Source organism: Pseudobutyrivibrio sp. (genome assembly GCF_017471675.1).
Taxonomy (GTDB): Bacteria; Bacillota; Clostridia; order Lachnospirales; family Lachnospiraceae; genus Pseudobutyrivibrio.
The window spans coordinates 1-22,287 of the sequence record NZ_JAFUSK010000021.1 but is presented as its reverse complement, the minus strand read 5'-3'; the positions used below and the strand labels follow the sequence as shown (position 1 = coordinate 22,287).

The 22,287-nt window shown below is 40.4% G+C and carries 16 protein-coding genes; 15 read left to right on the top strand and 1 reads right to left on the bottom strand.

Features of this window, described 5'->3' with window-relative positions:
* Nucleotide 1 precedes the first annotated feature (1 nt).
* From IJ535_RS03080 to IJ535_RS03065, 4 genes are all read left to right on the top strand, one after another.
* A complete protein-coding gene (locus IJ535_RS03080; RefSeq protein WP_294289372.1) occupies nucleotides 2–1,009 on the top strand; it encodes an asparaginase in 1,008 nt (335 codons plus the stop codon).
* Between the two features lie 17 nt (nucleotides 1,010–1,026).
* On the top strand, nucleotides 1,027–2,184 hold the full coding sequence (locus tag IJ535_RS03075) for an alanyl-tRNA editing protein (protein WP_294298709.1): 1,158 nt from the start codon (nucleotides 1,027–1,029) through the stop codon (nucleotides 2,182–2,184).
* Between the two features lie 73 nt (nucleotides 2,185–2,257).
* On the top strand, nucleotides 2,258–2,992 hold the full coding sequence (locus tag IJ535_RS03070) for a YARHG domain-containing protein (protein WP_294298706.1): 735 nt from the start codon (nucleotides 2,258–2,260) through the stop codon (nucleotides 2,990–2,992).
* Between the two features lie 87 nt (nucleotides 2,993–3,079).
* Entirely contained in the window at nucleotides 3,080–3,331 is a 252-nt protein-coding gene (locus tag IJ535_RS03065; protein WP_294298703.1) for a TIGR03905 family TSCPD domain-containing protein, read from the top strand.
* 43 nt (nucleotides 3,332–3,374) lie between these two features.
* Here the strand turns inward: IJ535_RS03065 and IJ535_RS03060 are convergent, their stop codons facing one another.
* The gene (locus tag IJ535_RS03060) at nucleotides 3,375–4,526 is read right to left on the bottom strand and encodes an acyltransferase family protein (protein WP_294298701.1); all 1,152 of its coding nucleotides are present in this window, start codon (nucleotides 4,524–4,526) and stop codon (nucleotides 3,375–3,377) included.
* 206 nt (nucleotides 4,527–4,732) lie between these two features.
* Here IJ535_RS03060 and nadA point away from each other — a divergent pair, with 206 nt between their 5' ends.
* From nadA to IJ535_RS03005, 11 genes are all read left to right on the top strand, one after another.
* Nucleotides 4,733–5,641 (top strand): quinolinate synthase NadA, encoded by a 909-nt coding sequence (nadA, locus tag IJ535_RS03055; protein ID WP_294298699.1) that lies wholly within the window; start codon nucleotides 4,733–4,735, stop codon nucleotides 5,639–5,641.
* Nucleotides 5,642–5,650: 9 nt separating this feature from the next.
* Nucleotides 5,651–6,955: an L-aspartate oxidase gene (locus tag IJ535_RS03050; protein ID WP_294298697.1), complete on the top strand. Its 1,305-nt coding sequence runs from the start codon at nucleotides 5,651–5,653 to the stop codon at nucleotides 6,953–6,955.
* Nucleotides 6,956–7,807, top strand: a complete 852-nt coding sequence (nadC, locus tag IJ535_RS03045) for a carboxylating nicotinate-nucleotide diphosphorylase (RefSeq protein WP_294298695.1) — start codon at nucleotides 6,956–6,958, stop codon at nucleotides 7,805–7,807.
* 11 nt (nucleotides 7,808–7,818) lie between these two features.
* On the top strand, nucleotides 7,819–8,346 hold the full coding sequence (locus tag IJ535_RS03040; protein WP_294291382.1) for a transcription repressor NadR: 528 nt from the start codon (nucleotides 7,819–7,821) through the stop codon (nucleotides 8,344–8,346).
* Between the two features lie 9 nt (nucleotides 8,347–8,355).
* Nucleotides 8,356–9,030 (top strand): uracil-DNA glycosylase, encoded by a 675-nt coding sequence (ung, locus tag IJ535_RS03035; RefSeq protein ID WP_294298693.1) that lies wholly within the window; start codon nucleotides 8,356–8,358, stop codon nucleotides 9,028–9,030.
* Between the two features lie 837 nt (nucleotides 9,031–9,867).
* Nucleotides 9,868–12,309: an ATP-binding protein gene (locus tag IJ535_RS03030; RefSeq protein ID WP_294298691.1), complete on the top strand. Its 2,442-nt coding sequence runs from the start codon at nucleotides 9,868–9,870 to the stop codon at nucleotides 12,307–12,309.
* Between the two features lie 10 nt (nucleotides 12,310–12,319).
* The gene (locus IJ535_RS03025) at nucleotides 12,320–13,090 is read left to right on the top strand and encodes a response regulator (protein WP_294298688.1); all 771 of its coding nucleotides are present in this window, start codon (nucleotides 12,320–12,322) and stop codon (nucleotides 13,088–13,090) included.
* Between the two features lie 154 nt (nucleotides 13,091–13,244).
* Nucleotides 13,245–15,305, top strand: coding sequence for a methyl-accepting chemotaxis protein (locus tag IJ535_RS03020; protein WP_294298685.1), 2,061 nt, complete (start codon nucleotides 13,245–13,247; stop codon nucleotides 15,303–15,305).
* A gap of 809 nt (nucleotides 15,306–16,114) precedes the next feature.
* Entirely contained in the window at nucleotides 16,115–17,197 is a 1,083-nt protein-coding gene (locus IJ535_RS03015) for a metallophosphoesterase family protein (protein ID WP_294298684.1), read from the top strand.
* On the top strand, nucleotides 17,198–19,870 hold the full coding sequence (locus IJ535_RS03010) for an AAA family ATPase (RefSeq protein ID WP_294298682.1): 2,673 nt from the start codon (nucleotides 17,198–17,200) through the stop codon (nucleotides 19,868–19,870).
* A 48-nt stretch (nucleotides 19,871–19,918) separates the two neighbouring features.
* Entirely contained in the window at nucleotides 19,919–21,721 is a 1,803-nt protein-coding gene (locus IJ535_RS03005) for a helix-turn-helix domain-containing protein (protein ID WP_294298679.1), read from the top strand.
* Nucleotides 21,722–22,287 lie beyond the last annotated feature (566 nt).

Here is a 22,287-nt window from a genome sequence, read left to right as displayed (position 1 = left end):
GATGAAGAATATTTTAATGATTGCAACAGGCGGAACAATCGCCTCAAAACAAACAGAATCAGGGCTAACACCAGGCCTTACAGCGGAGGATATTTTATCCTACATTCCTGCTGTAGAAAAGGTGTGTAATGTGCACGCTATCCAGCTTATGAATATCGATAGCACAAACATGACACCGGAGCTTTGGGTGAAAATCGTAAAAGCGATACAGGAAAACTATGATAAATATGATGGATTTGTAGTGTGTCATGGTACAGATACCTTAGCTTACACAGCGGCAGCCCTCAGCTATATGATACAGGATTCCAAGAAGCCTATAGTTGTGACAGGCTCGCAAAAGCCAATTAGCAGGGATGTTACTGACGCAAAGACTAATCTGTTGGATTCATTCATATACGCGGCAGATGATAATTCTCAGAATGTCAGCATCGTTTTTGATGGCAAGGTAATATGTGGAACCCGTGCCAAGAAGGAGAGAGCCAAGAGCTACAATGCTTTTTCCAGCATCAACTTCCCTTATCTTGCAGTGATTCAAGACGGGGTGTTGCTTAGATATATTCCTGAAACACCAGTGCAGTCAGAGGTAAAATTCTATTTTGATATGTCAGAAAAGGTAACACTTCTCAAGCTTTATCCAGGTATGAATCCATGCATCCTAAGCTTCCTTTTTGAGCATTATGATATTATCGTAATAGAAAGCTTCGGCGTAGGTGGAATGCCAGAGACATTGATGGAAGCCTTTTACAAGGAGATGGATAAATGGGCAGGCCAGGATAAGCTGGCTGTTATGACTACTCAGGTGGCAAACGAGGGTAGCAATATGACTGTGTACGAAGTAGGTCGTCAGATTAAACATGATTTCCACATGATAGAATCCTACGATATGACACTTGAGGCTACCATCACAAAGCTTATGTGGATAGAGGGCATGGGCTATTCGGGAGAAAAGCTTAGAGAGACCTTCTACACAGAAATCAACAGGGATATGCTGTATAGAAAAAGCAAATAATATAGATTGGATGATATATGAAAACAGAAGCATTGTATGACAAGGACGCCTTTGCCAGGGATTTTGTGGGCAAGGTTATTTCCTGCGAAGAAGTAAAACTGGAAGATAAAACAGCCTATAAAGTGGTGCTTGATAAGACTGTATTTTTCCCTGAGCAAGGAGGACAGACCAGTGATATTGGCACATTAGACGAAGTACAGGTTATCGATGTGCAGATAGAGGATGATGTGATATATCACTATTGCCTGAGTGGATTTCTTATTGGGGAAGAGGTTCATGGAGTGATTGATTGGGAGCATCGTTTTAATAACATGCAGCAGCACACAGGGGAGCATATATTTACAGGAATTGCTCATAATACTTATGGTGCTGACAATGTGGGATTTCATCTTAGCGATAACACAGTTACATTGGATTTGAATATAGAGCTTAGCGATGAGCAGGTGGATTATATAGAAAAGAGAGCTAACGAAATCATTGCCTCAGATGTGGCGGTGAAGGCTTATTATCCTAACCAGCAGTTGCTTGGTGCCATCAACTATCGCAGTAAAAAGGAGATAAATGGAGCTGTTAGATTGGTGGAGATAGAGGGCGTTGACCTTTGTGCCTGCTGTGCGCCTCACGTAAAAACTACAGGCCAGGTTGGCGTGCTAAAGGTGATATCCTTTGGCAAATACAAGGGCGGCACTAGGGTATACATCCTGTGTGGTCTGAGGGCTCTAGCTGATTACAACAGACGTATGAAGTTGTTGGAACAATCTTATCAATTGCTTAATTGTAAGGATGATGAGGTGCCAGAAAAGGTAGCTGGATTAATGGAAGATAAGCGCCAGCTAGAGTATCGTATATGCGATATTAAGGCAGGCATGCTTACAAATCAGATAGAAACAATCTCACCAGATTTGACAGATGTAACAATCTTCATGGAGGATTTGGACGCAAAGACCATGCGTGATGGTGTGAACACACTGGTAGAAAAGCATGATGGCTTGTGCGCTATTTTCTCAGGTAATGATGAAGATGGCTACAATTTTGTTATTGGCAGCAAAACAAGAGACTGCGCTGCCATAGCAACAGGTCTGAGGGAGCTACTTGGTGCCAAAGGTGGTGGTAGCAAGCAGATGGCTCAGGGCAATGTGGCAGCTACCAGAAATCAGATAGAAAATACTTTGTAAAAAAAACGTAACATTTATAAACTTTATGTTATACTCTAATAGGTTAATAAAAATATATGAAAAGGGATGAATAATGGGAGAATTTTTAGATTTAATTGATGATGTGCATTATGGAATGCAAAAGTTTTTTAAAAACAAAAAAGGATTTAAGGGAATCAAGCTTACTGGAAATACAAAAAGATGGGCGATAGAGCTTGGTGTGGCGCTTGTTGTTGGCATACTTACAGGATGTATTACTTATGGTCTATTAAACAAAGAGGACAAGAGCCTTAAGGTAAGTGAAGAGAAGGCTGTTGCCATTGAGGACCAGGAAACACCAGCTGCAACAGAGCCAGAAGCTACTGCTGATGAGCCTGAGGAGGATTTTTCAGATGTGGTAATCACAGTAGTTGATCCAAGTGGATATGCACCATCCATAGCTGATTGGTCTGCTGATCAGATTAATGCAGCGGTAAGTGAGAGAAGTAGCTATCTAGACAATAATAAATATTGGCCAGCTGTTGCAGATTATTGGAATACAAAGGGTGTTGCTGATGTGGCACGCTATTGCCAGTATTTGTTTGATACAGACAAGACAGTTTATTCTGCATCTGATTTCAGCGGACTTTCACCAGAGGTGATTCATATTGCTAAGAATGAAATCTATGCAAGACATGGTTATTCTTTTAAGGACGCAGAAATCTACAATTATTTTATGGGACAGGTTTGGTATACACCAAGCATCCTTCCAAAGGACTTTACAGAGGATATCTTTACAGAAACAGAAGTAAAGAATCTGGATTTGTTAAACTCTATCGACAATATGTAAGTCTAAAAGGGTAGATAAAATATGCTGTTGCCATTATAATAAACCAAATGGTTACAGATGTTTTTGAAGAGGAAAAAAGGAGTCAAAATGGAACAATATAGTTTTACACCAAAGGGAGTTTGCGCTAGAAAGATAGATTTTGAAATGGAAGATGGCAAGCTTCACAATGTTAAATTCACTGGCGGTTGCGATGGCAACACAAAGGCAATCAGCAAGCTTTTAGAGGGTGCTGATGCAGCACACACTGTAGAAATTCTGAAGGGAAATATCTGCGGATTTAAGGGCACCAGCTGTGCAGATCAGCTTGCTATAGGAATAGAACAAGCGTTAAGTAAATAGTATGAAAAAGGGCTCCAATCGGAGCCCTTAGTTAATGTCTATATTATTTACTTTTTATGAATAGCCACTTGCATTTTACAACAAACATTAACAGCAGCATATATATATAGTAAGCAACTAATCCAAATGCGAATATCATAACAGCCCAAGTGAGCAGCTTAACAGCAAATCCTGAAAAGTCATTGTACAGAAGTGTTATCCAATCATTAGTCTCCCAAATACTGTAGGAAAAGCCATTGTCGTGAAGCAAGTAAATCATAAATGTAGGAGCTGCAATCCAGTTAATAAGCTTTACAGAAGGCATAGGGATTCTTCTGAAGAGCTCGAATATGCAGATGCCAAGGATAATAACAACAATGCTATAGTTTTCATACTTAGGAATATACTGGATATATTCTGCAGGCTCTATAGTTGTATCTGTAATACTGTAAAAATATGCCTGAATCTTTCCGTTTGTGGTGTTGTAATAGGAAAGTCCAATTAAAACATTTGTAAGGATTATGATTAAAAATAATACATATACTCTAACCCTTTCAAATGGATTGAATCTCTTAATATATCCACCTAGTGCAAACAGGAATATACCAACAACAACCGTACGAAGCCCACCTGCCAAATCATCTAAAAGGGAGCCAGACCATCCTAGCTGAGACAGGGTTAGGATTGCCAGCATAAATCCCAGATATTTTTTACTGTCCAAAGATGCTAAAAATTTGTTAAGGCCTAAGTAAGCAACGAAAATGATAATGAAATAGTACCCAACAAACCAGGACATCTTATTAAAATATTGAATTCGTATATAACTGAAAAGTGTATTTGTGTGCAATAAATATCTTCCACTACTAATGAAGTGGGTTGATGCTATTACAAGAACAATTGCAGCGAATAATAATTGTGTCAATAATTTCTTTGAAGTCTTAAAAATATCTATTTCCTTTTCCGCAAGAAAATACCCAGAAATCATTATGAATAGTGAATTACCAATAAGTCCAAATGGCATCATCAGAGCTACGCCTAAAAGCTGTCTGAAAAACATAGGCTGATTGAACCAGCCGTTTTGCCATCTTTCGATTGAGTCGGCATTTACCAACTGCACATTAACACAGTGAATAATAATATGATAAGCAATAATCATGAGCATAGCCACAATTCTAAGTAGCTCAAAGTTAGATGCTCGTGAAGCGTTTTTATTCATCCAAAATACCTCTTATTTACGTTATAGTTTTAACAACCTTCTTATTATACAATTTTATATTCTAAAGTCAAAAGCTAGTGGCATAAAATATTAGGTGATTTCACTGTTTTAACAACTGTCTTGTCACCTGACGTAACATGTGGTATACTTGCTGACAATCGCATTGTTATATCAGGTGTGAGCCTGAAGAGTAGAAGGAGAATGTTATGACACTGGTAGAAGAAATAGAACAGTTGAAAAAGGAAAAGAATGCAGTAGTATTAGCCCATTATTATGTTAATGATGAGGTTCAGGCTATTGCTGATTACGTAGGTGACAGCTACTATCTGGCAAAGGTAGCAGTTGATTTGAAGGAGAGCACTATTGTGTTTGCCGGGGTTCAGTTTATGGGAGAGTCAGCTAAGATATTGAATCCTGAGAAGACAGTGTTACTGCCAGAACCTAAGGCTGACTGTCCAATGGCTCACATGGCAGAGGTAGAGCGCATTGAAGAAGTAAGAAGAGAATATGATGATGTGGCTGTGGTATGTTACATCAATTCTACAGCTGAGCTTAAGATGCATTCTGATGTTTGTGTTACATCGGCAAATGCTATGAAGATTGTAAAGGCACTTCCTAATAAGAATATCTTTTTCATTCCAGATGAGAATCTTGGTAGGTATATTGCAAGCAAGGTTCCAGAAAAGAATTTCATATTTAACGATGGCTACTGCCATGTGCACAAGGCAGTTACTGCAGATATGATAAAGCGTGCTAAGGAGTCACATCCTGAGGCAGAGGTTCTGATTCATCCTGAGTGTACGCTATCAGTTCTTGAGCTTGCAGATTACATTGGCAGCACATCAGGTATTATCGATTATGCTACCAAGTCTGATAAGAAGGAATTTATCATTTCTACAGAGCTAGGGGTTCTTTACCAGCTTAAGAAGAATAATCCTGATAAGGTGTTTTATGCAGCAGGCTCTGTGCAGATTTGTCCTAATATGAAAAAGGTTACACTGGAAAAGGTAAGAGATTGCCTCAGAGATAATACTGGAGTTGTAGAGGTTAGTGAAGAGAAGAGAGAAAAGTCACTGGTGCCACTTAAGAGGATGTTGGAGCTGGCAAGCCTATAAGGAGAGAAAATGGAACATTATGATATAGTTATCGTAGGTACTGGCGCAGCAGGTCTATTCTGCGCCCTTAGCCTACCACAGGATAAAAAGATTCTTTGCATTTCAAAGGATGCCCTAGATGGAAGCGACAGCTTCTTAGCTCAGGGCGGTATCTGCATGCTTAGGGATGATAATGATTATGAATCTTATTTTGAAGATACCATGCGGGCAGGTCATTATGAGAACCGCAAGGAATCCGTAGAGATAATGATTAGAAGCTCACAGGATATAATAAAAGACCTTGAGGGCTACGGTGTAGAGTTTGAAAAAAAGGATGGTCAATTCGTATTTACGAAGGAAGGTGCTCATTCTAACAATCGTATCCTGTTTCACGCCGATGTGACAGGAAGAGAGATTACAAGCAAGCTTCTAGCCAGAGCTATGGAGCGGGAAAACATTACCCTTAAGGCTCACACCACAATGGTGGACTGGGTGTGCCAGGACAATGTATGCTACGGAATAGTAGTGGCTGATATGGATGGAAAGACATCCACAATAGAAGCGGATGTAACTGTCCTTGCCTGTGGAGGCTTAGGTGGAGTTTACCCACACTCAACCAACTACAGACATATTTCAGGTGATGCTTTAGCACTTGCCATGTATCACAACGTGCGCCTGGAAAACTGCGACTATGTGCAGATACATCCAACCACACTTTTTACAAGACAAAACGGCAGAAGCTTTCTAATATCTGAATCAGTCCGTGGTGAGGGAGCGGTGCTTCGCGATAAGAATGGTGAGCGCTTTACAGACGAATTACAGCCAAGAGATGTGGTAAGCAATGCAATCCTTGCCAAGATGAAGGAGCAGAAAACAGAGCATGTATGGCTGGATTTCTCCCCAATTCCAGAGGAAGAAATTCTTAACCACTTCCCTAACATATACAAGCACTGTGTGGAGGCAGGCTTTGATCCTCTTAAGACATGGGTGCCTGTTGTGCCAGCCCAGCACTATTTTATGGGTGGCATCTATGTAGACAAAGACAGCAAAACCACAATGGAACAGTTATACGCCGTTGGTGAAACCAGCTGCAACGGAGTCCATGGTCGCAACAGGCTTGCAAGCAATTCTTTGTTGGAGAGCCTGGTATTTGCCAAACGTGCAGCAGCTGATATTGCAGCAAAGGAAAGCTTTAAAAAGGCTGCTGATTTTGATAACCTTGTAAACATGGATGGTTACGAGGATTTACCAAGTATCATGGAATACTATCACGCAATGGTAGTTGGTGAGATTAAAAAAGAAGCAAATCTTAGAGCCGAGAAGGAGGCAATATAAATGAACGATATTACTATGAGACTAAACGCAGACGAGCTAATTAAGATGGCTCTTAGAGAAGATATTTCAAGCGAAGACGTTAGCACTAATGCAGTTATGCCAGAGGCCAAGGCTGGCGAGGTAGAGCTTATTGCAAAGCAGGACGGAATCATCTGCGGCATGGATGTATATGAGCGTGTATTTAAGCTTTTAGATGAAAATACAGTTGTAGAAAAGTATGTTAAGGATGGCGATGCTGTCACAAAGGGAATGCTTATGGCAAAGGTCAAGGGTGACATTCGTGTACTTCTTTCAGGTGAGCGTGTAGCCCTCAATTATCTTCAGAGAATGAGTGGTATTGCTACATACACTCACGACGTAGCACAATTATTAGAGGGCAGCAAAACAGTTCTTCTTGATACCAGAAAGACTACACCTAACATGCGCATCTTTGAAAAGTATGCAGTAAAATGTGGTGGTGGTCAGAATCACAGATACAATCTTTCTGACGGAGTGCTTCTTAAGGACAACCACATTGGTGCAGCAGGCTCTATCACAAAGGCAATACAGATGGCAAAGGCCTACGCCCCATTTGTTAGAAAGATAGAAATCGAAACAGAGACCCTTGAACAGGTTAAGGAAGCAGCAGATGCAGGTGCAGATATCATCATGCTAGACAATATGGATGTTGCAACTATGCAGGAAGCTGTTAAAATAATTAATGGTCGAGCAAAAACAGAATGCTCAGGCAACGTAACAAAAGAAAACATTAAAAACATTATTGATAGCGGTGTAGATTACGTATCAAGTGGCGCCCTTACTCATTCAGCACCAATCCTTGATATTTCAATGAAGAATCTACATGCTATATAATTGGAGGAAGCATGGACGGAGAATCTAGGCGAAAGCAAATAATAGATATAATTCGTAAATGCGATACACCAGTGTCTGGCACAGCTCTTGCCAAGCGCTTAGACGTAAGCCGCCAGGTAATCGTCACAGACATTGCCCTTATCCGTGCCAACGGAGTGGACATTACATCCACCAACAGGGGCTACGTCATCAATTCCGAGAGCAAATGCAAGCGCATTATCAAAAGCCATCACACTGATGATGAAATACTTGATGAGCTATTTACGATAGTAGACAATGGTGGATGTGCAGAAAACATCATCATTAATCATAGATTTTACAACAGACTAGAGGCACCACTTAACGTGAGCAGCAGGCGTGCTGCCAAGGAATTTATGGAAGCCATCAAATCAGGCAAGTCCAAATCCCTAAGCTCTGCCACCAGCGGCTATCACTATCACGTGATTAGCGCCGACAGCGAGGACACCCTTGACCTCATCGAAGATGAGCTAAAAGAAAAGGGCTACTGGCTGCCTTTAGATGATTGGATATTACAATAGGAGAATTAAATGTCAGCAATTTCAAATGATTGGCTAGAGCCACTTACACCAGAATTTAAAAAGCCATATTACAAATCACTTTACGAAAATGTTAAAAAGGAATACCACGAAAACATCGTCTACCCACCGGCAGACGATATTTTCAACGCCTTTGATTTCACCCCACTTAAAGACGTGAAGGTTGTTATCATAGGACAGGATCCTTACCATGAGCCAGGCCAGGCCCACGGCTTATGCTTTTCCGTAAAGCCTGGTGTTAAGACTCCACCATCACTTGTAAACATCTACAAGGAATTACAGGACGATTTAGGTTGCTACATTCCAAACAACGGCTACCTGGAAAAATGGGCACGTCAGGGCGTTCTTATGCTCAACAACGTACTCACCGTCAGAGCACACCAGGCTGCCAGCCATGCAGGCCTTGGCTGGGAACAGTTCACTGATGCCGTAATCGACATCCTAAACAAGCAGGATCGCCCAATCGTATTCCTACTATGGGGCTCCCCAGCAGCCAAAAAGTGCGCCAAGCTAAACAACCCTAACCACCTAATCCTTCGCGCACCACACCCATCCCCTCTCTCAGCATACAGGGGCTTCTTCGGCTGCAAACACTTTAGCCAAACCAACCAGTTCCTAACCAACCACGGCCTCGCCCCAATCGACTGGCAAATCGAAAACATCTAGCCTACGCCCTGCCCACCTACAAAGGGTGGGGGCTACGGCCTATGCTTCACCCCCCGTAATATTTCTAGGCAACGCAGGCTGTAGCATGGTGATTTCCCTATACTTTCTGACATCATTTGAGCAGAATCTAATATTTTCTTAATGCTGCAAATCCCGCTTCAAGTTAGTGTCTTTTTACTGATTTTGCACTTTCAGCCACCTGTATTCCTGGCACAGACACTCTTGATGTTTTCAAAAGCTTCCACATTATAATTTATAAATAATTGCATTCATATTACACTCGCTAAGTAAAAGCTAAAAGCGGGTTTTGAATGTTTTCGTACCGGCTTCAAGCTCAGTCCATTTCGCTATCAGCCTTGGGCTGCCGTCCGTGGCAGCCCATACTAAAACATGCAAAACCCGCTTTTTCTTTTACTAAGCTCGTTCCAAAATCATGCAATTATTTATAAATTATAATGTGGAAGCTAAATAAAGTGTATGAGTGTCTGCGCCAGGAATACAGGTGGCTGAAAGTGCAAAGAATTAAAAAGACACTAACAATCAAAGAAGCGGCATTTGTAGCATTTAGAAAATAAAGATTCTGCGATTGTGGCAGAAAGTATAGGGAAATCACCATGCTACAGTGGCGTTGCGCCCCAAGATGGTATGGGTGAGGCATAGGCGTAGGCCAGATAGAGGGGCAGGTGGGCAGGGCTGGGCGAGGACACAAAATCTTCACGTTTTTGGGGGCGCAAAGTCTTGTAGGATTGGGAATATTTTATTATATTTATCTTAGGTATGTGCGCAAATTGATGCGTGAAAGTGCGTAAGTTAGTAGTAGATTTGGAGTGACGGAAATTGAAGAAGCTCAAAGCAATACATAAGAGATTTTTTAGTCAGGATTTACCAACGGATTTGGTGTTGTTTAATATTATTACGATTATTGGGTTCGTAGGTGGTGTTGTAACAATTCCATTGAATATAATTGGTGGTATGTCAGGGTTGCTGACAGCTGTTATCTTGGTATCTATAATTATAGATGGCGTGTGTATCTACATGGCCAATTTCCGTAATTGCTTGAAGAATAGCACTATTGCGGTTTGCTTCGCGGTGGCTATTGGTTTGTTCCCTGTTATGTTTTTTGTAACAGGTGGAATCAATAGTGGTATGGTGTGCTGGTTCTCCATGGGCATTATTTTTATGTTTATGCTGTTGGATGGCATGGACTTTTTGTTTTTGCTTCTTACTGATGTGGCTATTATAGTGGGATGCTATGTTATTTCCTATTATCATCCTGAGTATGTAATAAGCTTGGAGCCTAGAGCAAATGTATTTTTGGATGTTATTCAATCTCTTATGATAACAGCTTTTACAATAGGTGGTATTATCAAGTTTCAGAGAGGCCTCTATGATAGATTGTATAAGCAGGCGGCTATAAATAACGATGATTTGTTAGAGAAAACCCTGCAGGCGAAGAAGGCTGAGAAGCAGGCTCAGACAGCTACGGAGGCCAAGAGTAATTTCCTGGCAAATATGTCTCACGAGATAAGAACTCCTATCAATACTATTATGGGTATGGATGAGATGATTCTTAGGGAGACCTCAGAAAAGGTAGTGGAGGAGTATGCGCTGGATATTAAGACTGCTTCACAGAATCTGTTGTCGCTGATTAATGATATACTGGATATTACAAAGATTGAGTCTGGTAAGATGGGAATTGTTAAGGGTGAGTATGCATTTATGAGTTTGATGCATGATGTCCTTAATAATGTTACACTTCGTGCTAAGGAAAAGAACCTGGAGCTAAAGCTTAGTATTGATAGCACTATTCCTTGTGATATGCTTGGTGATGATATTAGAATTAAACAGATTCTTACTAATATTATTACTAATGCAGTTAAGTATACCCAGGAAGGCTATATTGAAATCAGTGTTGACTGTGAAAAGAGCTTTGGCAATTATGTGGATTTGACCTTTAAGGTAAAGGATACTGGTATCGGTATTAAGCCAGAGGATATCAAGAGAATGTTTGAATCCTTTGAGAGATTAGAGGTTAATAGAAATAGAAATATCGAGGGCGCAGGCCTTGGAATGACTATTACCCAGAATCTGCTTAAGATGATGGGAAGCAACTTAGAGGTGGAGAGTGTATATGGTTCAGGCTCCACATTCTATTTTACACTGTCCCAAGAGGTGGTAAATAAGGAGCCTATCGGTGATTTTGAGCAAAAGCTAAAGCAGCTTACATCTAATTATGAGTATAGTACGAGCTTTGAGGCGCCTAAGGCAAACTTCCTTATAGTAGATGATAATGCCATGAATAGAAAGGTTTTTGTGGCATTGCTTAAGGATTCCAAGGTTAAAATCCAGGAGGCTTCCAGTGGTGCAGAGTGCTTGCAGCTTATTAAGCAACAGCATTTTGATATGATTTTCCTTGACCACATGATGCCAGGTATGGATGGTGTGGAGACCTTCAAGGCTATGGGAACGCTGGATGGTAATAGATGTTTGGGAACTCCTGTAATTGCTCTTACTGCAAATGCTATTGCAGGGGCAAAGGATAGATATTTGACTATGGGCTTCCATGGATTTTTGTCTAAGCCTGTTGTGCCGGCACAGCTGGAAAAGATGATTCGTGATTTCCTACCAGAGAATCTGTTGGAATATCATGAGCCAGATGCTAAGGATGAAGCGAGAAAACATCGTTCTAAGAAGGTAGAATTGCCAGATATAGAAGGAATCGATTGGGATTATGCACTGTTGCATTTTCCTGATACTAATATGGTATATCAGACCGCAATTGATTTTTATGATTCAATCGGGTTTGAAAGAGACGAGATTCTCAGGTATTATAATAGTATAGACGAATCTGTATTGGAAGATTACAGAATCAAGGTGCATGGGGTTAAGAGCATGTCTAATACCATAGGCGCTACATCACTGGGCGGACTTGCTAAGCTCTGTGAGTATGCAGCCAGGGATAAGGATATTGATAGAATCAAGATGCTGACACCAATTCTTTTGGAAGAGATGGATTCAATGAAATCCAGATTAGCAGTACTTTCATCTGATGTTGAAAAGCCAAAGATGGAGGATATGGACGATTTGTTTGCTCTTCTTGAGATGCTTAAGATGGCAATAATGACTCATGATTCCGAGGCTGCTGATAATAATATGAAACAAATAATGTCATTTGCTTATGAGGGGGACGTTCAAGAAAGGTTGGAGCATTTGAATATACATGTTATGAATCTTGAGGACGATGAGGCACTGGCAGATATAGAAAAGCTACAAAATTAAGGAGAATATTATGCGAAAACTACTAATTGTTGGGGACTTTAGTTCCGATTCACCATCGGACGTTAATTCTTTTCTTTCACAGCACTTTCATACTCAGCTGTGCACCAGTAGTGGAAAGATTGTTAAGAGTATGCTAAAACTGTTTGGTCCAGATATGGTAATCATGGACATAGATGGTTTTGATATATCCCATGAGGAGATATTCGAAGCTATTTCTGAATATAATCCACAGCTTCCAGTACTTACTTATGGAAAAGAGCTTAAGAAGCAGATGTTCATTTCTTATTATTACTCTGGTCAATTTAAGAACATCGAGCAGGCATCCAGAGAGCTTATCATCAGAGGCATTTGCGAGGAATTTGGCATGAATGCTGACGCTATACTGAATGCAGTTGTGGAGACAGATAAGCGCCATATTATTGTGGTAGATGATAATCCAGTATTGCTTAGAAATATGCGCAACATGCTACAGGATAAATACAGGGTAACACTTGCAACATCTGCAGCGCAATGCATGAAGGCTATGGGGCAGGATAGACCAGATTTAATCATTCTTGATTATGAGATGCCTGTTGTAGATGGCAGAAAGACATTGGAGATGATTCGCTCTGAGGAGGATTATAAGGATGTTCCAGTTATATTCCTTACAGGAATTGCTGATAAGGAGCATGTAGATGCTGTTTTAGATCTTAAGCCTGCAGGCTATTTTGTAAAGCCACCTATGCAGACCAAGATTATAAATGCAATTGAGAACATCTTCCTAAAACAGGCCGAGCAATAGATTTAATTGATAACCACCTGGCAAATTCTATAGCCAGGTGGTTTTTTACGCAAAAAATTCATAGTATGGATGAGGAATTTTCAACATTTTTACACATTTATGCAATAAAATTTTTTTATCTAAGGGGACTGTATTACGCATTGGAGGGCAATATATGAATTTTAAGAAAATTGGAACCAAAATGTTAGTAATGATTTTGCCGGTTTTGGTATTGGCTCAGATCGTTCTAACAATTATATCCGCAACATCCAGTGAGGCTCTTGTAGATAGAAAGACTCAGGAATCTATGCAGGCCGAGCTTCGAGCAAACAGCGCAGAGGTGGCAGGCTACCTTCAGGATGTAGAAACATTGGCTAATTCTATAGCAATCAGTGTTGCTTCATCTTATACCTACACTGAGTGGGCAGCTTATGAGAAGATGCTACAGGATATGATTGCTACCAATGATATTGTGCTAGGCTCAGGTCTTTGGTTTGAACCATACGCCTATGATCCTGAACAGCAGTATTATGGCCCTTACGTATACAAGGATGGTGGTAATGCAGTAACTACTTGGGAGTACAGCAATGCCGAGTACGATTATTTCGCTCAGGAATACTATACCAATGCAATGGGTAGTGATAAGCCAATGATTACAGACCCTTATTATGACCCTACTTCCGGAACAATCATGTCCTCTTGTTCAACTCCAATTGTTGTTGGTGGAAAGAAGATTGGATGTGTCACAGTTGATATTGAACTCTCAGCCATCACAAGCATCATAGGAAATATCAAGGTGGGCGAGACTGGCGTAGGTATTCTTACTGGTGCTGATGGTCTTTTAATAGCAGGCTACGATGATACTAAGGTTCAGGAAGGTGCAAATCTTACAGCTGATGACAATGCTTCAGTGGTAAAGATGATGAACACAGTTATTGCTGATACCAATGGTGTAACCGGCTATTCAGATGGCGAGAACGATTATAAAGTATATTTTGATACAATCGGTTTAACAGGCTGGAAGCTAATGGTAGCCATCCAGGCATACGAGCTTATGCAGCCTATCTACCAGCTGATTAACAGACTTATTGCAGTATGTATTGTTGCAATCATCGTTGCAATCATAATAATTGTAATTGGTATCGGTGGTGTAGTCAAAACAATCCGCAAGGTTCAAGGCTTTGCAACACGCCTTGCAGAGGGTGATTTCACCATTGATTCATTATCAATCAAGGGCAGAGATGAGCTTGCAGTTATGTCTTCTTCTCTTAACGATATGTACGGAAACAACAAGGGGGTTATCCAAAGCATTGCGGATTACTCTGTAGAAATCAATGAAGCCAGCAGTACACTAAAGACTTCTGCTGAACAGCTCAAGATAGAGTTTGATAAGATTGTAGATGTAATGGGTGACGTAAACTCAGACATGATGAATTCATCAGCAGCCACAGAGGAGTTATCAGCATCAGTTGACCAGGTTGCTCAGTCTACAGACAATCTTAACGATGAAACAAAAGGCAGCTTAGAGCTTGCTATCGATATCCAAAAGCGTGCAGCTGAAATTGGAAAGAGCAGCCAGGAAGCCTTTGATAAATCTCAAACATTACAGACAAGCTTCCAGACAAAGCTTGAAGACAGCATAGCTCAATCAAAGGTTGTTGAGAGCATCGGAGAAATGGCAAGCGTAATTGCAGACATTGCAGACCAAATCACATTACTTTCTCTGAATGCTTCCATTGAGGCAGCCAGAGCTGGTGAGCAGGGCAAGGGCTTCGCAGTAGTTGCTACAGAAATCGGTAAGCTGGCAGGCCAGACATCAGATTCTGTAGGCAAGATTCAGGAAACAATCTCCGGTATCCAGGAAGCCTTCGAAGGACTTGCTACCAATGCAAAATCCCTTCTCGATTACGTATCAGACACAGTTACACCTGACTACAAGAACTTCGTAGACGTAGCTGAAAGATACGGACAGGATGCTGAATCAATCAAGGCAACATCCGAAAAACTTTCTCAGATGACTGATTCAATTCAGGAAATTATGAGCGAGGTACGTGATGCCATCCAGAACATCGCCGAGGCTACCCAAAACACAGCAGCCAACAGCGGCAACGTAATGGATTCCGTTGAGAACCTATCCGAAACAGTCATCGAAATCAACGGAATGTCCGACAAGCAAAACGATATCTCCGAAAGCCTTACAAAGGTAGTTAGCCAATTTAGACTAAAGTCTGAATAATAAATTTCCAAAAGGTGGGGTCACTTATGTATGCCATAGGTGGCCTCATTTTTACGTCCACCCGCCTGCCCCACCGCCAATTTAGGACTTCTTTTGCCATGCCACGGGCGCTTATTTCTATAGCTTCCCGCCACAATCCCAGAATCTACATTTTCTAAATACTACAAATGCCCCTTCTTTGATTGTTAGAGTCTTTTTAATTCTTTGCACTTTCAGCCTACTGTCTCCCTGACACAGACACTCATATACCCTAACTAGCTTCCATATTAAAATATATAAATAATTGCATGATTTTGAAATGAGCTTAGTAGAATCTTAAAGCAGTTTTTGAATGTTTGCGTATGGGCTGCCACGGACGGCAGCCCAAGGCTGATAGCGAAATGGACTGAGCTTGAAGCCGGTACGAAAACATACAAAAACAGCTTTTAGATTCTACTTAGCGAATGTAATATGAATGCAATTATTTATATATTTTAATGTGGAAGCTTTTTAGAACATCAAGAGTGTCTGTGTCAGGGATACAGTAGGCTGAAAGTGCAAAATCAGTAAAAAGACACTAACTTGAAGGGGCATTTGCAGCATTAAGAAAATGTACGATTCTGCTCAAATGATGGCGGGAAGCTATAGAAATAAGCGCCCGTGGCATGGCATCCGAAATTTATTAAGCGGTGGGGTAGGCGGGGCAGGGGCAACGGAGGGTTAAGGGAAGGCAGGAGGTAGGCTAAGATTGGGGGCAAGATGGGGCAGTAGATAGTTACAAGGTGTAACAAATATGGTAGAATATACGTAGTTTTTTCGGGGGTAATGGCATGAAGATTATTCACTGTGCGGACCTGCACTTAGATTCCAAGATGGAAAGTAATTTAGATAAAGAGCAAGCGGCACTTCGTCGTATTGAGCTGGTGGAAACCTACGAGCGTATGGTAGAGTTTGCTAAGCAAAACGGCGTTAGGGCTATTTTGATTGCTGGCGATTTGTTCGACAAGACGCATATCCGCAAGGATGTTAAGAAGCGTGTTGTGGAGCAGATTGTAGATGCGCCTGAGATTGATTTCTATTATCTTAAGGGCAATCATGATAGATGCGATTTTATGGAAGAGGGTATAGATGAGATACCTTCTAATTTTCATATGTTTAATGCAGATGGTTGGACCAGCTATAGTTGCGAGGATGTAGTGATTACAGGCATGGAGCTAAATGACAGCAATGTGTCTACTATGGCTCAGCGTCTGGTGCTTGATTCGGCGGCTACTAATATCGTTATGTTGCATGGACAGCAGGCTGATTATGATGGTAAGGATGGTGCGGAGATTATCAATACACAGGCATTGAAGGGCAAGTTTATTGATTATCTGGCACTGGGACATGTCCACAAGTTTATGTTTGAGCCACTGGATGATAGAGGTGTGTATTGCTATCCGGGATGCTTAGAGGGCCGCGGCTTCGACGAGACAGGTGATAAGGGCTTTGTGCTGATGGAGGTAGAGAATGGTGTGATAACATCGGAGTTTATTCCATTTGCCCTTAGGCGCTTGCATGAGATTAATGTAGAGGTTACTGCGGATATGGATTTACAGGCGGTAGCAGCTAAGGCCAGGGAGCAGTTGCTTGATGTGGATGACCAGGATTTGGTTAAGTTCGTGCTGACAGGAGAGAGAGAGCTGGATGATGAGCTTGATATTATCCGCTTTGTCCGCTTGTTTGAGAATAAATATTTCTTTGTAAAATGTTATGACAGAACTAAGACTCTAGTAGATTACGATAGCTTCAAATATGATAAGAGCCTTAAGGGCGAGTTCGTCAGGCTGGTGCAGTCTCAGGATATGGATGAGGATGAAAAGGCTAAGATTATCGAAATTGGCATTAGAGCCATAATGGGGGAGGAAATATAAATGAAACTTATCTCTTGTTATATTGCCCATTTTGGCAAGATTACAGAATTTAAATATGATTTTAATCAGGGCTTTAACTCAATCCTGCAGGAGAATGGATGGGGCAAGACCACCTTTTCCGTGTTTATCAAGGCTATGTTTTACGGGCTTGAGTATTCGCCTAATACTAAGAAAAAGCTGTTAGAGCGTAACCATTATCTGCCTTGGGATGGAAGCCTGTGTGGCGGTAATATCGTCTTTAGCGTTAAGGATAGACAGTACCGTATTGAGCGTACATTTGGCAAGACTGATAGGGATGATACCTTTGCACTATATGATAATGTGACAGGACTGGAGAGTACTGATTTCACCGAGGATATCGGTGAGGAGCTTTTTAAGGTAGATAGGGATTCCTTTGAGAAGAGTGTGTATATTCCTCAGCTTTCTCTTGGTACAGCCATGACTGATTCACTGAATGCCAAGATGGGAAATCTTACATCTGCCAGGGATGATATCAGTAACTTCGATATGGCTCTTAAGAGTGTGAAGGAAGCCAGGGTGGAATATACCCGCAATAGTAAGATTAATCCTGGTAAGCTCTTTGGAACTAAGCTGGAGATTAATAAATGCCGCGAGGAATACGAAAAGCTCCCAGCCATAGAAGAGAGCGTTGAGGCTATGAGCTGCCTTATTGAGGAGAAGCAGGACAATCTTGATAAGCTTAACGATGAGAAGGCGAAGCTTGCAGAGCAGATTCAGCTTCAGAGTAAGAAGGAGCAGGAGCTTGGTGCATATCGAATCCATAAGGAAAATCTTTTGTCTGAGGAGCAAAAGATTTCAGACCTTGATAATTTCTTTGCAGTAGGTGTGCCATCTGATGATGAGCTTGTAATGCTAGAGCAGACTGAGCGTGACTTGGCTGTTCATGAGAGAGCATATAATGCATTGCTTGAGGATGTTGAAAAGGAAGAGCCAGCCTTTGAAAAGCCATTCTTAGATAAGATTCCTGATGATAGCGAATTTGCTATGTGGAATAAGATGGCAGCTAATCTGTCTGAGCTTAGAGCAAAGGCTGAGCATTCCAAGCTTTCCGAGGAATCAGCTAAGCAGCTGACAGAGCTTAAGTTTTTCTTTGATAAGCTGGTGCCTACTGACGAACAGCTTGCCCATGTGGAGCGCCAGACTACTCAGATTACTGGCTTGCAGGCACGTATCAGCCAAAGCAATGAGAGATTAATTACTCTTAAGGCTGAGCAGGAGGCCAATGAAAAGATTAATAAGAGAAATACCGTGACTGTTTGGCATATACTTGGCACTATTCTTTTGATTATTTTTATTCTTACAGGTGCAGTGTTTACAGGCTATATGGCAAACGAAATTGGCCGTATAGTGGAAATCGTAAGCATCGTAGCTATAGTTTTGGATGTGCTTGCCCTCATTATCAGTGGTAGGCGTACTCATAAGCGCAAGCTTAGGGAATCTTCTGACTATGAGGACAGAATAGAGCAGGAAGAAGACGAGCTTGAAATGAGCAAGCTAGAGCTTAGGGAGCTAGAGGAAGAGTGTGAGGATTTCTTATCTCATTTCCTTCTTACCAGAGCATCCACCATGCAGGAGAATGTTTACGAAATCAGACGTAAGCTGGATCAATACAGACATTTGCTTGAAGAGGAAAATGCTCGTCATCAGGAGGCTGAGGGTACACTTGATGAGCTGGCTGATTTGCAGTTGGAGCTTTACACTAAGATACAGCCTTTTGCCAGCTGCTATGGAATCAATCTGTACGATATGGGCGGGGAATACGAATTCTTGGCGCAGCTTAAGAAGGATGCAGATAGATACGCCAAGTATCTGGAGTCACAGGAAGAGCTTGCAGCCCATGAGAATTCCATCAAGACAATGACATCTGATATTGAAAATATACTTAGACGCTTCCCTGTAGATGAATCTTTAAGACGAGCTGAGGCAATACAAAGCATAGGTCTTAAGAAGCATGCGTACGAGGCAATCAAGGAACGTATTGATGAGCTAAAGGAAGAAATAGCCAAGTTTGAGGCAGCCTTTGATGTAAATGAGGATGTTCAATCTGTAGATGATTTGCAGCAGAGGCAGTCAGAGCTTGATGAGCAGATTATGGAGCTTAACAAGCAGCTGATTCAGGAGAAGGAAAACCTATCCCAGGCTCTAGAAGAAGTAGAGCGATTAAGCGATATTTCAGACCAGATAGAGCGTCTTGAAGTAAAGGAAAAGGAATACAGAAAGGAAGCCGACATCCTGGGCAAGACAGAGGATTTCCTTAATCGTGCCAGAGAAAGCTTCCAGGCCAAATACATGCAGCCACTTCAAAATGGCTTGCACAAATACTTAAGCCTAATCGACGGCCCAGATGGCACCAAATCCGGCTACGCCATCGATGACTTCGAGCTTGATATGGACCTTAACATCAAGCTTACTTATTCAGGCAGCACCAAGGGCGCCGAGTACCTATCCCAGGGATACCAGGATTTAGTAGCTCTCTGCTCTCGCCTAGCCCTAGTGGATGTGCTCTACCCAGAGGAAAAGCCAATCCTCATTTTGGATGATCCATTTACCAATCTTGACGACAAAAAAATAAAGGAGTCCTTAAAACTCCTTCATACCATAGCCGACGAACGTCAGACAGTGTACTTCACCTGTCATGATAGTAGACTATAATGATACAAGCAGCCATAGTGGCTGCTTGTTTGAAAGTAAGGTAGATAGATGTACGAAAAAGATTTAATACATTTCCATACATTGATGGAATCAGTAAGAGAATATAGGAATGTAAATATTGAAGTGTTGGCAAAAGGCCTATATTCTCTGGGGAATATGCATTATATCCAGACTGGTGATAGATTGCCAGATTATCTGATGAGAAATAGAATAATGGGGCGTCTTGGCGTTTCGTCAGAGGGGTATGAAGACTATGTCCAGTTTGACGAATATGAAAGATGGGAGAATAGAGAAAAGCTATTACTCTTAATTGAGGATTCAAAATGGGAAGAAGCAAGGGACCTATACAATTCTATTTCAAAATCTTGGAAAAGGGTAAATAAGGTTGAAAAACAATTCCTATTAGATGTGGAAGCTAGAATACTTGCTTATGAAGGGGCTAGTGACGAGACAGTGTATAGGCTTTACGAAAAAACTGTATATCAAACAATGAGTAAGAATGTTTCTTTCACAATTGATGATAGAATAGTGTTATCACCTGTGGAGATTTACTATGTAATTAATTGGTTACTATATATGCCAGCAAATGAGAAAACTCCTGATAAGATAGCTGAACTTTTTGAGAATTTGATTAAATATATTGAAAATTCTTTCTTGGAGGATATAGCAAAGGCAAAGATACTTCCTTTTGCTGTGTGGGCGTATTTTAATACATTAAAAAAGTATGGTTTAGAGGCTGATTATCATAAAGCGTGGAGACATTCAAATAAAGCTATAGAATTATTAAAAAAGACAGAGCGTTTTTATTATCTAAAAGAAATAGTTAAGGCTAGAAGTGAATTAGCGAGTCATTTGGAATTCCATATTGATGAACTTTTATTAGAAAAAGATGTTGTGGATATTTTGGATAATCTTGCTTCTAGATATGATATTACAATACCTATGGCGCAAAGTGGATATATCTATAGAGATTCAATTGTAAACTGCATTGCTACTGTTATTCATGATAGACGGAGAATGCTTGGTATTACAAGAGAAAAACTTGCAGAGGGAATATGCTCTAAGAGAACAATAGAAAGGATAGAAGCTAAAAAAAGTAAGCCACAACAGTTTGTAATGAAGAGCCTATTTGAAAAAATGGGATTGTTGGCAGAATATAGAAGAGCTCAAATAGTTACAGATGATATAAATGTAATCAATATTTTTAATGATTATAGAGTAGCAATCAATCAAAGGGACTTTGCTACAGCTTATGCTAAGATGGATTGTTTATTAGAGTGGTTGGATAGGAGATATATACCGAATAAGCAGGCAATAATACGAATGCTTAACATAAGGCAGAAGATGGAGATAGGGCTAGATAAAGAATCTTATATTAAGAATTTACAGACTGCATTATCCTTCTCTATTAAAAGCAATATTATCAATCGAGATTATTATTATCTCACTGCAGGTGAAATTGTATTATTATATAATATTGCAACACAGCTAGATGGAGACAACTGGCAGAAGAAGGTATTGGATTTTTGTAGTGAATTTACAGGACCTATGCGTATTTCACATTTTCCTAGCTATGAACTTATTAAAGATTGGGAAGCCAGTATGTTGGGCAATAGTGGAAAATATATTGAATCCAATAAGATTTCAGAAGTGATAATAAAAACTACTTTTAGATTAAACAGATTTCATGGATTATATATGGCCTCATACAATGTTTGTTGGAATAACTACGAAGCAGAAAAAACGGAAGCCACAAAAATTGAGTTCAACAAAGATGTGTTAGGTTGCGCAAAAATTTGTGACTTCTGTAATAATAAAAAACTAAGTTTTTATATGTCTGAATTAAAATAAATCTTCGACATCTATATCACCATTATTGCAAGGCAAAAATTGTCTCAGTGAAGTTGTAGTAGTTGTTACTGTAAGTATAAGTGTTGTGATGATGATAAGTTTTTTTAGTTGTTTCATGTTTTAAATAGCTCCTTAAAAAATATTTTTATTTGCATCGAGAATCATATAATAGAGCGTTTTATTACAACAGCCGACAAAGTTGTGAAAAAATATTTCACAACTTTGTCGGCTGTTTATTACGTTAGTAAGATAATATTATAAGAACGGGAAGAAGGTGAAAGAACATGAAACCAGATTTTAAAATCATTAAAGTGGAAGGATGTATGAATTCTTGGGGAAAGACTCCATTTTAAGAGATTTGGTTACCATACTTATGTATGGTAACCATTATTGAATAAAATAAAGGAGCACAATATAAAGATGAACAGTCAAGTCCATATTTGTGTGTAAATTCATCTTTCAGTTAATATTGTATTCCTCAGGCCACTCTCATTTTTATGAGCTCCTTTTGTATTTTATTGAGGTTATCGTAGTACTCCTGCATGTCAAAAAGCCTCTGAGCTACG

Bases quoted from the DNA above. Each gene is read 5' to 3' on its own strand.
- IJ535_RS03080 (WP_294289372.1), top strand. From the start codon at position 2: ATGAAGAATATTTTAATGATTGCAACAGGCGGAACAATCGCCTCAAAA.
- IJ535_RS03075 (WP_294298709.1), top strand. From the start codon at position 1,027: ATGAAAACAGAAGCATTGTATGACAAGGACGCCTTTGCCAGGGATTTT.
- IJ535_RS03070 (WP_294298706.1), top strand. From the start codon at position 2,258: ATGGGAGAATTTTTAGATTTAATTGATGATGTGCATTATGGAATGCAA.
- IJ535_RS03065 (WP_294298703.1), top strand. From the start codon at position 3,080: ATGGAACAATATAGTTTTACACCAAAGGGAGTTTGCGCTAGAAAGATA.
- IJ535_RS03060 (WP_294298701.1), bottom strand. From the start codon at position 4,526: ATGAATAAAAACGCTTCACGAGCATCTAACTTTGAGCTACTTAGAATT.
- nadA (WP_294298699.1), top strand. From the start codon at position 4,733: ATGACACTGGTAGAAGAAATAGAACAGTTGAAAAAGGAAAAGAATGCA.
- IJ535_RS03050 (WP_294298697.1), top strand. From the start codon at position 5,651: ATGGAACATTATGATATAGTTATCGTAGGTACTGGCGCAGCAGGTCTA.
- nadC (WP_294298695.1), top strand. From the start codon at position 6,956: ATGAACGATATTACTATGAGACTAAACGCAGACGAGCTAATTAAGATG.
- IJ535_RS03040 (WP_294291382.1), top strand. From the start codon at position 7,819: ATGGACGGAGAATCTAGGCGAAAGCAAATAATAGATATAATTCGTAAA.
- ung (WP_294298693.1), top strand. From the start codon at position 8,356: ATGTCAGCAATTTCAAATGATTGGCTAGAGCCACTTACACCAGAATTT.
- IJ535_RS03025 (WP_294298688.1), top strand. From the start codon at position 12,320: ATGCGAAAACTACTAATTGTTGGGGACTTTAGTTCCGATTCACCATCG.
- IJ535_RS03020 (WP_294298685.1), top strand. From the start codon at position 13,245: ATGAATTTTAAGAAAATTGGAACCAAAATGTTAGTAATGATTTTGCCG.
- IJ535_RS03015 (WP_294298684.1), top strand. From the start codon at position 16,115: ATGAAGATTATTCACTGTGCGGACCTGCACTTAGATTCCAAGATGGAA.
- IJ535_RS03010 (WP_294298682.1), top strand. From the start codon at position 17,198: ATGAAACTTATCTCTTGTTATATTGCCCATTTTGGCAAGATTACAGAA.
- IJ535_RS03005 (WP_294298679.1), top strand. From the start codon at position 19,919: ATGTACGAAAAAGATTTAATACATTTCCATACATTGATGGAATCAGTA.